The organism is Acinetobacter sp. 129952, from assembly GCF_056642055.1.
Map to the genome: position 1 here is coordinate 125,541 of NZ_JBWVSU010000008.1, position 15,689 is coordinate 141,229.

The window sequence follows — 15,689 nt, forward strand, 5'->3', positions numbered from 1 at the left end:
ATTAAAGAATTTATTTTTGGGGATGTTAATACAATGAATCGTGTGTTTCGTCAGTTTTCCATGGGTGCTGTTGCGATTGCGGTGATGCAAGCGGCCAGTGCGCAGGTTTCAATGACCAATGTAGTACCCATGCAGCTTCCTGGACAAGGAACTGAGATTCGGGTGATGTTCAATGGTTTGCCACCACAACCACAAGCCTATCAATTAGAATCGCCGTCACGTTTGATTCTGGACTTTGACAAAGCACAACAGAATTTAAAACAAAGCAGTATTCCGGTGGCAACACGTGAAGCCAGTTCAGTGGATGTCACTTCGGATGCTCAGCGGGCACGTCTAACGGTAAATCTGGCGGATGCAGGTGCCTTTACGACACGCGTGGAAGGCAATACTTTTATTCTTAAAATTAACTCGGCAACTCCTGTAGCCATAACTCAACCTGTGCAGCAACAGTCAGCTCAGGGTATTAGCAACATTGGTTTCCAGCGCGGTGCGCAAGGTGAGGGCCAAGTCGTTATTGATCTAGCAGGTAATAATACCCCGGTTGATGTACAACAGCAGGGTACCAAAGTTATTGTACGCACTTTAGGTTCCAAGATTCCGGCTCATTTGACCCGTCGTCTGAATGTGAATGATTTCGCGACTCCGGTATCGAGTGTCGATGCCGTGAATCAAAATGGCTCAGGCGTGATTACCATCCAGTCTGCGGAAAGCTATGAATATATGGCTTACCAGACGGATAACAAGCTGACCATTAGTCTGAAACGTCCGGAAGCCAAGAGTCCATTGCGTCCTAAAACCGTTGCCTATACCGGTAAGAAGATTTCGCTAGATTTCCAGGATATTGAAGTCCGTCGTGTTTTACAGCTCTTGGCCGATTTTACCGATATCAATATGGTGGCCGCAGACAGTGTACAAGGCAATATTACTTTGCGCTTAAAAGAAGTGCCATGGGATCAGGCGCTGGATATCGTACTGAAAACCAAAAATCTGGATAAACGCCGCAATGGTAATGTGATCTGGATAGCACCAGTTGCAGAACTGATCAAGGCTGAAGAAGAAGAAGCTAAGGCTATTAAGCAGAGTGTTGCACTTGCTCCGATCCAAACTGAATATATGCAGCTGAGTTATGCTAAAGCCGCTGATATTGAGAAACTGATTACGCAGAATAAATCTGCACAAAACTCAACTAACTCGTCAAACAATTCCTCTAATACCGCGAATAGTGAAGATAAAGAAAGTTTATTAAGTTCGCGTGGATCTATTTCAATGGATACACGAACTAATACCATTATTGTGAATGATACTCAGCCTTTTATCGATAAAATCCGCAATATGGTAGACTTACTGGATGTGCAGGTGAAGCAGGTTATGGTTGAAGCGCGTATTGTGCGGGCAACGACTGATTTTACCAAAGAGATGGGGGTGAAATGGGGGATTCTGTCTCAAGGGGTTACAAATAATAATCATCTTCTTGTCGGTGGTAGTGACACGACGTTATGGGATCTTAGAGAGCCAGAACTAGATAGTGAAACAGGTCGCTGGACCTACGATATTCAAAGGCCAGATAATCTAAATGTGGACTTGGGTGTAACTAGTCCAGGTGCCAGCCGTATTGCCTTTGGTTTGATCAGCCTTTCTGATTTTATGTTGGATCTTGAGCTTTCTGCACTTCAGGCAGATGGCTATGGTGAGGTGATTTCTACACCTAAAGTACTGACTGCGGATAAGCAGAAAGCAACTGTTGCCTCTGGTTCTCAAATTCCGTATCAGTCAGCAGAGGGTGGTGGTGCGAATGCAGTATCTACTACGGAATTTATTGATGCTACGCTAAGTCTGGATGTCACCCCAAGTATTACGCCAGATGGCAAAGTACAGATGGAACTCAATATTACCAGTAACTCACCGGGTAATCCGACACCGACTGGACAGTTGACTATTAACAAAAACCAGATCACTACCAATGTTTTAGTAGATAATGGTGAAACCGTGGTTCTGGGCGGTATTTTTGAGCAGGAAACCCGTAATGCACAAACCAAGGTACCATTTTTGGGGGATATTCCTTATGTAGGGCGTTTATTCCGTAAAGATTTAAAGTCGGATAACAAGCGTGAGCTTCTGATTTTCGTTACACCTCGAATTGTTAATGACAGTGTTTCAAGAAATCATTAATATATTTTGAATTTAACAAAACGAATAGGTGACTCCTTGCCAAGCAAAGAGTTTGAAACCCTACCAAATATTTATTTGGTAGGGCCGATGGGGGCCGGTAAAACAACAGTAGGACGACATCTCGCAGAATTGTTAGGACGTGAATTTCTAGACAGTGATCATGAAATTGAACGTAAAACAGGAGCGACCATTCCCTGGATTTTTGAAAAAGAAGGGGAGCAGGGGTTTCGTGACCGTGAAACTGCTGTCATTAATGACCTTACCTCACGTCCCCATTTGGTTTTAGCCACTGGTGGTGGGGCCATTACTCAGACCTTAAATCGGGATTATCTGAAACAGCGCGGAATTGTTGTCTATCTCTATACGCCGGTTGAAATTCAACTGCAACGTACCTATCGCGATAAAAACCGTCCCCTCCTCCAAGTCGAAAATCCGGAACAAAAGTTACGTGATTTATTGGCGGTCCGTGATCCCTTGTATCGGGAAGTGGCACATCATATTATTGAGACCAATCAGGGTGCTGCACGAGATCTGGCGCAGCGGATTCTCAATCTCATTACTTCCAAAAACTAAGTTCATTGAATAAAGTGGTTAATCAAGCATGCAAACCTTATATGTAGAACTCGGAGAACGTCGTTACCCTATTTTTATCGGGAGCGATCTGGATCCACAGGCCTTATTGGCACCCTATATTCATGGCAAGCAAGTGATGATTGTAAGCAATGCCACAGTTGCACCACTTTATTTGCAGCGTTATCAAACTGCAATTGAGGCTCTGGACAAACGCATTGCGACCTGTATTTTGCCTGATGGTGAAAAATATAAAGATAGCCAGCATCTAAACCTGATTTTTGATGCACTGCTTGAAGCCGGGTTTAACCGCGACTGTACTGTACTGGCATTAGGTGGTGGCGTCATTGGGGATATGGCCGGATTTGCCTCGGCTTGCTTCCAGCGCGGAGTTTATTTTATTCAGGTACCGACAACCTTGCTGTCGCAAGTAGATTCAAGTGTCGGTGGTAAAACCGGGATTAATCATCCATTGGGTAAAAATATGATTGGGGCTTTCCAGCAACCGCAAGTGGTACTGGCGGATATGTCGCAGCTTGCTACTTTGCCTGATCGCGAACTTTCAGCAGGTTTGGCTGAAGTGATTAAATATGCCCTACTCGGTGATGAAAAATTTTTAGTCTGGCTTGAAGAGAACATGGATGCTCTGGTCGCCCGTGATGAGAAATTATTGGCTGAGGCCGTTTATCGTTCCTGTGCGCATAAGGCGCGGATCGTAGCCAGTGATGAGAAGGAGCAAGGAAAACGTGCTTTACTCAATTTAGGTCATACCTTTGGTCATGCGATTGAATCCTACATGGGTTATGGTGTCTGGCTACATGGCGAGGCTGTTGCCACCGGTATGGTGATGGCTGCGGATCTGTCACAGCGTATGGACTGGATTTCTCAAGAAGATTTAGAACGTACAAAAAAAATCATTTCTCGTGCCAAACTTCCTGTGGTTTGTCCTAAAATCCCTCTGGATGATTTTCTGGCCTATATGGCCCATGACAAAAAAGTCTTAAATGGACAATTGCGTCTGGTGTTATTAAAGCAGTTAGGCGAAGCAGTGATTACCCGGGACTTTGATCTCGAGTTAATGAAACAGGCAATTTTAGCCAATCAGGCATAGGTTTAGTTTTATGGCAGCATTACATACTCCTTGGCAAAAGATTCAGCATTATTTCTGGCTGGTCTGTGGTGTATGCTGCCTATTTGCTGCCTTGGTCTTTTGGGCGGTGACTGATTCAGATGACATCGTCGAAATTGAAAAAAAGCCTGAAACTGAAGTTCAGTTGCAGATTCAACCAGAAAAAGTAGCCACAATGACCCATCTTGGTGCGCTTTTTCAGGAAGTGAAACCATTGGATCTAAATACGCGTACCGTCGTGAATGCCAGTCATGAGCCAGAATTTCGCGGTACCAAATTTGTCAATGAGGCGAAAAACCAGCATGCCATTGAATTATTTCATGTGACCAATGAAGCAATTTTAAAAAGTTTTCTTAAAAAACAGTCCGATCGTAAACCTTTTATTTATTTAAGAATCTCGAGTGAAAATCAGCCAGAACAATATGTATTGTTATATGGTCAATATAAGACGGCGGCGCAAGCCAATCAGGCACTCTCTACACTGAAGTTAAATTTACCGGCTTCAGTCAAACCTGAAGTTGTAGCAATGCAGCAATATGTCAGTCTGGTCAATAATCTGGGTTCAGAGGAATTGGCCAATAATCAAAAGCTTTACGAAATTCGTTTGAAAAATGTGCCTTTGCCGAAAGTAGATGAATCGGTGCGACTTAGACAGCAGCAAACCCAGACTGAGTCCAAGCCGCGTAGCTCTGATGCTGCGACTACCAGTACCACCATTGTGCGCCGTGATTCATCGGGAAATGTGGTCGATGTACAGAAATCTGAAAGTGCTGTAGAAGGCACGCCTCAACCGCAAAATAACAATAATCGACCTGCTCAGGGCAGTAATCCTCGTCCTCAAAATAATGAGATTAGTGATCCATTTAATTAGTCCGGTCTAAAATAGCGCATCCAAAAAATTACAGAATTAAAAATGAGCGCTTTTGGTGCAAAAAATGCACATTAAAATTAACCCTTAGAGTGCTGTTCTGCGCTAAATCTTTGTCATCTGTATTGTTTTAATTTATGCGCTGTTTGTTGGCATGGAATTTGCTTTATTGGTGCATGAATTGAATTAATCTCCCTGTTTTAGCGCGAAAAATGATTCGATGACACCATATGAATGTCATATTTATTCCAGATTTTTATGTTATTCATGAGCAGAATAAACTTTATTTGTTATGCATTTAGTCTAAAAAAGGACTAGTCTGAAGAAATAAAGAAAAATAGTTTTGCTCTACCAAGACGGTCTTCGAAAGTCCATTAGACGCCAGCGCAGAGAAAAATTTAGATTGTTTAACAGCCTGTTGAGGCTTCGTGAAAGAAGGGTACGCTATGCACATGCCATCGCCTAACAATGTAGCTCCCGCTCAAGGTTTATACCAACCGGATGAGTTTAAAGATAACTGTGGTTTCGGTTTGATCGCCCATATGCAGGGTGATGCTAGCCATGATCTCGTCAAGACCGCGATTCATAGTTTGAGTTGTATGACCCACCGTGGTGGTATTGCCGCGGATGGCAAAACCGGGGATGGTTGTGGCTTGCTCTTGGCGATGCCGAAAAAATTCTTCCGTGAAGAAGCGAAACGCTTAAGTGATACCACCTTAAGTGAAGTGTTTGCTGTGGGTTCGGTGTTTCTAAATCTTGATCCGGCACTTGCTGCACATGCCAAACAGGTTTTAAACAAAGAGATTGAAGCTGAAGGTTTAATCGTTCTGGCTTGGCGTGTAATTCCGACCAATGTCGATGCACTGGGTGAAATTGCATTGCAATCGATGCCGGCATTTGAACAGATTATTGTTAACTGTCCAATGGGTGTGACTGAGGTTGAATTTAACCGTAAGTTATTCCTGGCACGTCGTCGTACAGAACAATTGTTGGTGAATGATACGTCTTTCTATGTCACTACTTTATGTTCAACAGTGATCAGCTATAAAGGCTTGATGATGCCAGAAGCGATTGCAGATTTTTATACAGATCTGGCTGATCCACGTTTGGAATCACATATTGTGGTTTTCCATCAGCGCTTCTCGACCAATACCTTGCCACGCTGGCCGTTGGCACAACCGTTCCGTTACCTGGCGCACAATGGTGAAATCAACACTATTACCGCGAACCGTAACTGGGCCATGGCGCGTGTGCCGAAATTTGAAAATCCATTATTGCCAGGTTTAACTGAACTAAATCCAATTGTGAACCGTACCGGTTCAGATTCTTCAAGCCTGGACAACATGCTGGAGATTCTGGTTGGCGGTGGCATGGATCTGTTCCGTGCACTCCGTATGCTGGTTCCGCCTGCCTGGCAGAACGTGGAAACGCTTGATGCTGATCTTCGTGCTTTCTACGAATTCAACTCAAAACACATGGAAGCCTGGGATGGTCCTGCAGGTTTGGTGATTCAGGATGGGCGTCATGCGATCTGTATGCTGGATCGTAACGGTCTGCGTCCTGCGCGTTGGGTGATTACCAAAAATGGTTATATCACGCTGGCTTCTGAAATTGGCGTATGGGGTTACCAACCTGAAGATGTGATTTCTAAAGGCCGTGTCGGCCCAGGCCAGATGCTAGTCATCGACACGCAGACTGGCAAGGTACTGGATACGCAAGATGTCAATAATCATCTGAAACGTATGCGTCCATACCGTGAATGGTTACGTGAAAATTCTGTGCGTTTGCAAGGCAGTCCAGAGCTGGAAGAATATTTATGTGATCAAGGCTTAAAAGGTGATGGCCTGAAAGCGGCACAAAAAATGTTCATGGTGACCTTTGAAGAGCGTGACCAGTTATTGCGTCCGATTGCTGAAAGCGGTCAGGAAGCTGTAGGTTCAATGGGTGATGATACCCCAATGGCAGTATTGTCTCGTCAGGTGCGCCATGTGTCGGATTATTTCCGCCAGCAGTTTGCACAGGTGACCAACCCGCCGATCGATCCGCTACGTGAATCGATTGTGATGTCACTGGAAACCTGTTTAGGTCGTGAACAAAACGTCTTTGAGCAAGGGTCTGAGCATGCAGACCGCTTGATCATTTCCAGTCCTGTACTTTCTAATTCGAAAATGCATCAGATCCGTACGCTGGGTCGTGCCGGTTATGAAATTGCAGATATTGACTTGAACTATGCTGAAACCGAAGGTCTGGAAGCAGCGATTGCGCGTATTTGTGAAGAATCTGCACAAGCCATTCGTGATGGTAAAACCTTACTGGTGCTTTCAGACAAGAAAATCCGTGAAGGTTACTTGCCTGCCAATGCTTTCATGATTACTGGTGCAGTGCATCATCACCTGATCAATATCGGTTTGCGTACTGACGCTAACCTGATTATTGAAACCGGTTTTGCCCGTGATCCACATCAGTTTGCAGTGTTACTTGGCTTTGGTGCGACAGCCATCTACCCATACCTAGCTTATGACGTGATCAATGATCTGGTCGCGAAAGGCGAATTATTGGGTGACCCAATCTATGCGCAAAACAATTTCCGTAAGGGGATTGAAAAAGGTCTGCTGAAAGTCCTGTCTAAAATGGGTATTTCTACGGTTGCTTCTTATCGTGGTGGTCAGTTGTTTGAAGCAGTGGGTTTATCTAATGAAGTGGTGGATAAATGCTTCATCGGTGTACCAAGCCGTATTCAGGGTGCTACTTTTGTCGATCTTGAAAATGACCAGAAACAGTTGGCGGATATTGCCTGGAAAAACCGTAAGCCAATCGATCAGGGAGGCCTGCTGAAATTTGTCTTTGGCAAGGAATATCATGCCTTTAACCCGGATGTGATCAACTCACTGCATAAAGCAGTACGTTCTGGGAACTACGCAGATTTTAAAGAATATGCAGAATTGGTGAACAACCGTCCGATCGCAACGATCCGTGACTTGTTCAAACTCAAAACAGACAACTCGATTCCAGTCGAACAAGTGGAATCTGTGGAAGAGATCCTGCCTCGCTTTGACTCTGCCGGTATGTCTTTGGGTGCACTGTCACCTGAAGCGCACGAAGCGATTGCGATTGCCATGAATACGATTGGTGGTCGTTCAAACTCGGGTGAGGGCGGTGAAGATCCAGCGCGTTACGGTACTATCCGTAACTCGAAAATCAAACAAATTGCATCGGGCCGTTTTGGTGTGACGCCTGCTTATTTAACATCAGCAGAAGTTCTCCAGATTAAAGTCGCGCAAGGTGCAAAACCAGGTGAAGGTGGTCAGTTGCCGGGTGGTAAAGTGAATGGTCTCATTGCACGTTTACGTTACTCTGTGCCGGGCGTTACCCTGATTTCGCCACCTCCGCATCATGACATCTATTCAATTGAAGATTTATCACAGTTGATCTTTGATTTAAAACAGGTTAACCCACAGGCGATGGTGTCAGTTAAGCTGGTTTCTGAACCGGGTGTCGGTACGATTGCGGCGGGTGTAGCGAAAGCGTATGCCGATTTCATTACCATTTCTGGTTATGATGGCGGTACAGCGGCTTCTCCACTTTCTTCAATTCATCATGCAGGTTCACCGTGGGAACTGGGTCTTTCTGAGGCACATCAGGCCCTTCGTGTCAATGACCTGCGTGGCAAAGTTCGCGTACAAACAGATGGTGGTTTAAAAACCGGTCTGGATGTCGTAAAAGCAGCAATTCTCGGTGCTGAAAGCTTCGGCTTTGGTTCGACTCCGATGATCGCATTGGGTTGTAAATACCTGCGTATCTGCCACTTGAATAACTGTGCAACCGGTGTTGCGACTCAACAAGATCATTTACGTCAAGAGCATTATATTGGCGAGCCACAAATGCTGATTAACTTCTTCACCTTTATTGCTGAAGAAACCCGTGAATGGCTGGCGGCACTTGGTGTATCGAGTCTGAAAGACCTGATTGGCCGTACGGATCTGCTGGAAGTCTTGCCAGGTGAAACTGCCAAGCATGCACATCTTGATTTAAGCAAATTGCTTGAGTCGCATCCTTCAGCGGAAGGTAAAGCACAATACTGCGAAGTACAGGGCAATGCGCCATTTGATAAAGGCATTCTGGCTGAAAAGATGGTAGATAAGATTCTACCTGCGATTGAAGCGGGAACTGGCGGCGAATATAGTTTCACGATCGGTAACTGTGACCGCTCGATTGGCGCACGCCTGTCTGGTGAAATTGCGAAACGTTATGGCAACCTGAGCATGGAAGCCCATCCGGTGAAAGTTCACCTGAATGGTACTGCGGGTCAGTCGCTGGGTGTATGGAATGCTGGTGGCTTGCATATCAGTCTGGAAGGCGATGCCAATGACTATGTCGGTAAAGGCATGGCCGGTGGTCGTATCTCTATCTTCCCGCCAAAAGGTTCACCATTCCAGACACAAAATACTGCGATTATTGGGAATACCTGCTTGTATGGTGCGACTGGCGGTAAGTTATATGCCGCGGGTACAGCGGGCGAGCGTTTCGCGGTGCGTAACTCGGGTGCATTTGCTGTCATTGAAGGTGCAGGCGATCATTGCTGTGAATATATGACCGGCGGTATTGTTACGGTGTTGGGTAAGGTTGGGCATAACTTCGGTGCGGGTATGACTGGTGGTTTTGCTTATGTACTTGATCTGGATAATGACTTCGTTGATCATTATAACCACGAACTGATTGAGCTGAATCGTATTTCCACCGAAGCGATGGAAGAGCACAAAGCCTTCCTGGGTCGTATCCTGGATGAACATATTAAAGAAACGGGTAGTGCTTGGGCGTACAAGATCCGCCATGAGTTTGACTTCTACAGCCGCAAGTTCTGGTTGGTAAAACCAAAAGCAGCCAACTTGCAAACGCTGTTGAAAACCACTCAAGCTGATCCACAATAATTCCACTACTGCAGAAACATAGGCAGATGTAAGGCAACTGTGAACCCCTTACATCTCCCCACGGAGAGAGACATGGCAGAACGCCTGAATAATGACTTTCAATTCCTGGATGTCGCACGCCAAGACCCAGAGAAAAAAGAGATTGATGTCCGCAAAGCAGAATTTGTGGAAATTTATAAGCCTTATACAGCGGAAATTGCAGCCAATCAGACGCATCGCTGCCTAGGCTGTGGTAACCCGTACTGTGAGTGGAAATGTCCGGTACATAACTACATTCCAAACTGGTTAAAACTGGTGTCTGAAGGACGTCTGTTTCAGGCGGCTGAACTGTGTCATCAGACCAATACTTTACCGGAAGTCTGTGGCCGTGTCTGTCCGCAAGACCGTCTGTGTGAAGGGGCGTGTACCCTGAACGACGGTTTCGGTGCGGTGACGATCGGGAATGCAGAAAAATATATCAACGATACAGCTTTTGCTTTGGGCTGGCGTCCAGATATGTCCAATGTGCAATGGACCAATAAGAAAGTCGCAATCATTGGTGCAGGTCCTGCAGGACTTGGCTGTGCGGATATTCTGGTACGTAACGGGGTAAAGCCTGTAGTTTTTGACAAACGTCCAGAAATTGGTGGTTTGCTGACTTTCGGTATTCCAGAATTCAAAATGGAAAAAGACGTAATGAAGCGCCGCCGTGAAATTTTCACCGGTATGGGGGTGGAATTTCGTTTGAATACTGAAATTGGCACAGATGTGACCATCGACCAGTTACTTGCCGATTATGATGCGGTATTTATGGGTATGGGAACCTATACCTACATGAAAGGTGGTTTTGCCGGTGAAGATCTGGATGGTGTGTATGATGCACTGGATTTCCTGATTGCGAATGTCAATCGTTGTCAGGGCTGGGAAAAAGATCCAGCTGAATACATCAGTGTTGAAGGCAAGAAAGTCATCGTTTTAGGCGGTGGTGATACTGCTATGGACTGTAACCGTACCTCAATTCGTCAAGGTGCCGAATCCGTGGTCTGTGCTTATCGTCGTGATGAGGAAAACATGCCGGGTTCACGCCGTGAAGTACAAAATGCACGTGAAGAAGGAGTGAATTTCCAGTTTAACCGTCAGCCGATCGAAGTTGTTGGTGAAAATGGTAAAGTGACCGGTGTGAAATTTATTACTACTCAGCTGGGTGAGCCGGACAGTCGTGGTCGCCGTAGTCCAGAGCCGATTCCGGGTTCAGAAGAAATTTTGCCTGCGGATGCTGTATTGCTTGCCTTTGGTTTCCGTACCAGCCCAGCGGACTGGTTTGCAGATGTCGAGATTAATCTGGATGGTTCTGGTCGTGTGCTTGCCGCTGAACAGCAGCAATATAAATTCCAGACTTCGAATCCAAAAATCTTTGCTGGTGGCGATATGGTGCGCGGTTCTGATCTGGTGGTAACCGCAATCTGGGAAGGTCGTCAGGCAGCTGAAGGAATCCTGGATTATCTGGATGTTTAACAGTTGAAAATTCACTGAAGTCATTCAAACAACCCGCTACGGCGGGTTTTTTATTTTTGGATATTGTCTAACTTAAAGAGAGGTCATTAAAAAAGATTATAAAAAGTAACAAAACTTTAGAAAATACTGTTTAAAATCAAATTAATTATATAAATATTAATAAAGAATTGAGGACAAGATATCATGCGTGTATTCAAACAATCTCTTATCGCCTTGATGTTGGCCAGTACCTTGACCCTGAGTGGTTGTGGTTATAACACCTTGCAAGTCAAAGATGAAGCCGTAACGGCCGCTTGGTCGGAAGTCCAGAACCAGTATCAGCGCCGTGCCGATTTGGTGCCTAATCTGGTCAATGTGGTCAAAGGTTATGCCTCGCATGAAGAGCAGGTTTTAACTGAAGTCACACAAGCACGTGCCAATGTTGCCGGTTTAAAAGTAGATCGTGAAGTACTGGAAGATCCTGAATTATTCCAGCGTTATCAGGAAGCACAGGCCCAGATGACCAGTGCCTTGTCTCGTCTTTTAGCCGTCACTGAGAATTATCCCGATCTGAAAGCCAATCAGCAATTCCGTGATTTGCAGATACAGCTGGAAGGCACTGAAAATAGAATCGCTGTGGCACGTAACCGTTATATCACCACGGTGCAGGACTTTAACTCTTATGCCCGTCAGTTCCCGCAAGTGATGACGGCAAAAGTGATTGGTATGGATACCAAACCGAACTTTAGCGCCGAGCAAAGTGCACAGAAAGCTCCAACGGTTTCCTTTGAATAAATATCCACTTATAAAATAAACGAGAGATCATATGTCTGAGATTCTGCTGAAATACTGTGTTGGTTTGATTCTCATGCTAGGCATGGGAATAACCACGCTTGTTTCAGCAGAAACGGCCACGGCTACAGATACTGAAGAAGTCATCGTAGCCCGTGAAATCTTGCAGCCTAAAAATAATCAAAATACTCCAGCCCAAAATACAGAAACTGCAGCAGCATCACAGCCGCAAATTGCCAATGATATGGCAGAAGGGCAGTTGCAGCGGGATTTACCAAGCCTGAATGAACCTGTCATTGATCAGGCAAACCTGCTTAGTCCTGCTGAAAAACAGCAACTCAGTCAGCGCATTCTAAAACTTTATAATGAAGGTAAAGGGCAAATAGGTGTAGTCATTGTTCCGACCACGGGGCAGGAAGATATTTTTGATTACTCCATGCGCGTAGCAGAAGTCTGGCAACTGGGTTCAGCCAAACGCGACAATGGTTTGTTGATGACCATTGCCATTAATGATCGCCGTATTCAAATCTTGACCGGTTATGGTCTGGAGGGTGTACTACCCGACATAGTGGCAGGTCGAATTATTCATGACAAAATTACGCCATTTTTTAAGCAAGGTCAGTATGCGCAGGGCATTGATTCCGGACTAACCGAAATTGAAAGAATTTTAAATTTAGATCCTGAAATTGCAGCACAGGCCGCGGATGAAATCAAAGAACGTCAGGAACAAGCCTATCAGGCACAAAAAGCATCGCAAGCCACTTTTGGAAGCGTTATCTTTATTATTATTGCAGGTGTGATTGGCTCCATGATCTTTGGTAAACGTCTGAGCGCAGCAACTGCAGCGGTGGCAGGTACAGCGGCAGGATTGGTGAATGGCTTAGGCTTGGTTGCTAGCCTAATGATTGGCGCAGGTATTTTCTTTTTATTGGTCACCTCTATTGCCCAGCTGATTTTACATGCCTTTTTGGCCGGTGGCGGTCGAGGCGGCGGTAGTGGCCGTGGTGGTTTTGGTGGCGGCGGCTTCGGCGGTGGCGGTGGAGGTTTTGGCGGGGGAGGAGCATCAGGCTCATGGTAACAACTACAGATACAACAGATATAGTCACGCAGCCCAAACTGGAAGAACATGCACAGCCAAGCTTTAAACGCTGGCTCAAGCATTTCTTTTATATGCCGGCAACCAAGCGCTTTTTTTCCAAGCAGGATCAGCATGCGATTGCAGTGGCGGTGGAAGAAGCAGAGCATGGACATGTGGGAGAGATTCAGGTGGTGATTGAAGGGTGTTTACCTTCACGATCTGCTTATTATCAGGATACGCTCTGCCGTGCGCGACAGTTATTTGCTGAAATTGGTGTTTGGGATACCGAATATAACAGTGGGGTACTGCTGTATTTGAACCTCTGCGAGCACAAGGTTGAAATTGTGATTGATCGTGGAATTAAAAATGCAACCACCCAGCAAGTCTGGGATGAAATCTGTCAAAACATTATTCAGCATTTAGTCCAGCAGAAGTTTAAAGAAGGTGTAATTGAAGGCGTGAAACAGATTGGACAGGTTTTAGATCATTACTATGATCGAAAAATAGATGATTTAGAAAATGAATTAGGGAATAAACCGATTATACTGGGATGAACTATGTCAACTAACTGACAAAATTTGTCAGTTAGTTACACAAAATAAAACACAAAAATTACAAAAATAAAAATATTTTTTTAAAGTGCTGTTTTTTCTGTCAATTTTATTATAATAAAAATTGGCACACTTAGTGCTAAATATAAAATTAAGCTAAATGAGCTTTTCTTTAGGCTTATAAATAAACAAAAACATTTGTGGAGAATGTTATGAATACAGTACAAAAGGGTTTTACCCTTATTGAATTAATGATTGTTGTAGCAATTATTGGTATTTTGGCGGCAATTGCGATCCCTGCTTATCAAGATTATATTGCTAAATCTCAAGCAACTTCTGGTTTGGCAGAAATCTCACCAGCTAAAACTCAATATGAAGTACTTGTAAATGAAGGTAAACCAGCTGCTGACTTTACTGTTGCTAATATAGGTCTTAAAAATAGTGATCGTTGTACTGTTGCTGTTGCTGCTCCAACAGCTGGAGTGCAGGCGAATGCTATTGAATGTACTTTAAAAGGCTCACCTAAAGTTGCTGGTGCTAAATTACAATTAGGCCGAGCAGCTGATGGTTCTTGGACTTGTAAAACAGCTGGTACTCCAGCATTAGATGCTAAATATAAACCAGGTTCATGTTCATAATTTGAATTTGAGTTAAAAAAGAGAGCCAAATGGCTCTCTTTTTTATGGCTTAATTTTATTAGCATGTTTCTCTAAATGTTCAATGATATAAGGTTCTAGGTGTAAAGCTCGTCCTGAATCCCAAAAGGCAGGCGCCCCTTCCCAATCAGTGCTCATACAGTCTTTGCAAATGATGTCCTGTCCATGTACTATCAAAAGAACACTTGAAAATAGAACAATTAAAAACATCCATAGATATTTCATTGAATTTGTATTTGAAGATGCAGTATGTGGGCGAAGACTAAAACTTAGAGTATATGACAAGATGCATAAACTTGTGATTTGGCTGACTGGATAAAGCAAACTGCCTGACAGCATTGAATTGATCAATATAGCAATCATACCTGCCAATAGTAGGGGAGGGATCTGAGGGATTTTTTGCTTTAAACTAAAAATAAGTGTAATGATGAGTCCTGTTAAAAGAAAAGCTGAAATTCCCCACTCACTTAAAAACTTGAGCCAAATATTATGTGGGTGAGCAATGACAGTATAAGGTTGCTGTAAAAGAAAATGATTCCCTCCGACACCTAAAATTGGGTGTTCAAGCCAAGTATTCCATGCTTTTAACCATAAATCGAGTCGACCAGAACTACTGGTTCTTGCTAAATCAGATCCGATTGGATTGGGTAAAATCTGATGATAAATAAAGTAAAGGGTGACAGCGATCAGTCCTGAAAACGTAGGTGGCTTGAGAAATTCGAAGCTCTTTTTTCGATTGTAAATTGCAACACAAATCAGGCTGATGAAAATTGCGAGTAGACATGCTCTTGCTCCATGAAAAAGAAAATTAAGGAGGTAGATGACAGAAATACTGTAGATCGAAATTGAGAGTAGCCCTTGTTTAAACCTTGAATGTTGATTAAATCTTTTTAAGAAACCAATACGGAGCCATAGCAGAAATAAGCAAGGCAATAGAGCATCATCCAGCATACGGATGTTGGTAAATGATTGCGTCCATGCACCAATACCACCATTTAAACGATCCCAAATTGCAATCGGTAAAAAAATAAGCGTCAGCATGGGCAGAATTGCTACGCATGCAAGTATATTTTCTGTAAGTTTTTTATAGTTTTGAAAGAGGTTGGTATAAATAAGGCAAGCGCTCATGAGTAAAAAATATAAAGAGGTATCCGCAAAAGCACGCGGTGAATAATCGGCCTGCCCAGCAGAAATGAATACTAAAGTCGCTAATAATGTGATGAGTGGAAATATGATTTTTCTTATTTTTTCGTCAAATATTTGATGGTTTTTTTTATTGAGTAGATAAAGGCCTAGAACATTTGTTGTTAGTAATAATAAAATTTCGTAGATTCGCCATGCATCGTAAGGTGCCTTAACCCAATACGCACTTAAACTTGAAAATACAATAAAACAGAAAATGGGAATTAAAATAAGCAATGATTTGTTTATAATATGGAACATTTAGAGATCCTTCTAAGTCTTTCTATATAGGG

At 43.9% G+C, this 15,689-nt stretch carries 11 protein-coding genes; 10 read left to right on the forward strand and 1 reads right to left on the reverse strand.

All coding sequences use genetic code 11. From position 1 onward, the window contains the following. Positions 1-33: 33 nt before the first annotated feature. The 10 genes from AC1IR0_RS10680 (at position 34) to AC1IR0_RS10725 (ending at position 14,196) form a co-directional block, all read left to right on the forward strand. On the forward strand, positions 34-2,169 hold the full coding sequence (locus tag AC1IR0_RS10680; protein ID WP_409665793.1) for a type IV pilus secretin PilQ: 2,136 nt from the start codon (positions 34-36) through the stop codon (positions 2,167-2,169). 36 nt (positions 2,170-2,205) lie between these two features. Continuing rightward, entirely contained in the window at positions 2,206-2,742 is a 537-nt protein-coding gene (aroK, locus tag AC1IR0_RS10685; protein WP_005101380.1) for a shikimate kinase AroK, read from the forward strand. A gap of 28 nt (positions 2,743-2,770) precedes the next feature. Beyond that, a complete protein-coding gene (gene aroB / locus AC1IR0_RS10690; protein ID WP_409665796.1) occupies positions 2,771-3,850 on the forward strand; it encodes a 3-dehydroquinate synthase in 1,080 nt (359 codons plus the stop codon). 10 nt (positions 3,851-3,860) lie between these two features. Further along, the gene (locus tag AC1IR0_RS10695; protein WP_409665798.1) at positions 3,861-4,739 is read left to right on the forward strand and encodes a hypothetical protein; all 879 of its coding nucleotides are present in this window, start codon (positions 3,861-3,863) and stop codon (positions 4,737-4,739) included. A gap of 449 nt (positions 4,740-5,188) precedes the next feature. Further along, a complete protein-coding gene (gene gltB, locus AC1IR0_RS10700; protein ID WP_409665800.1) occupies positions 5,189-9,664 on the forward strand; it encodes a glutamate synthase large subunit in 4,476 nt (1,491 codons plus the stop codon). 72 nt (positions 9,665-9,736) lie between these two features. Next, positions 9,737-11,158, forward strand: coding sequence for an FAD-dependent oxidoreductase (locus AC1IR0_RS10705; RefSeq protein ID WP_479741384.1), 1,422 nt, complete (start codon positions 9,737-9,739; stop codon positions 11,156-11,158). 183 nt (positions 11,159-11,341) lie between these two features. Then, complete coding sequence (locus AC1IR0_RS10710; protein WP_409665802.1) at positions 11,342-11,932, forward strand: LemA family protein; 591 nt, start codon at positions 11,342-11,344, stop codon at positions 11,930-11,932. Between the two features lie 31 nt (positions 11,933-11,963). Beyond that, positions 11,964-13,007 (forward strand): TPM domain-containing protein, encoded by a 1,044-nt coding sequence (locus AC1IR0_RS10715; protein ID WP_409665804.1) that lies wholly within the window; start codon positions 11,964-11,966, stop codon positions 13,005-13,007. Beyond that, on the forward strand, positions 13,001-13,561 hold the full coding sequence (locus tag AC1IR0_RS10720; protein ID WP_409665806.1) for a TPM domain-containing protein: 561 nt from the start codon (positions 13,001-13,003) through the stop codon (positions 13,559-13,561). Before AC1IR0_RS10715 ends, AC1IR0_RS10720 begins: the two co-directional genes overlap by 7 nt. 209 nt (positions 13,562-13,770) lie before the next feature. Further along, a complete protein-coding gene (locus AC1IR0_RS10725) occupies positions 13,771-14,196 on the forward strand; it encodes a pilin (protein ID WP_409665808.1) in 426 nt (141 codons plus the stop codon). A 42-nt stretch (positions 14,197-14,238) separates the two neighbouring features. Here AC1IR0_RS10725 and AC1IR0_RS10730 read toward each other — a convergent pair whose 3' ends face one another. Then, positions 14,239-15,657: an O-antigen ligase family protein gene (locus tag AC1IR0_RS10730; RefSeq protein WP_409665810.1), complete on the reverse strand. Its 1,419-nt coding sequence runs from the start codon at positions 15,655-15,657 to the stop codon at positions 14,239-14,241. Between the last annotated feature and the right edge of the window lie 32 nt (positions 15,658-15,689).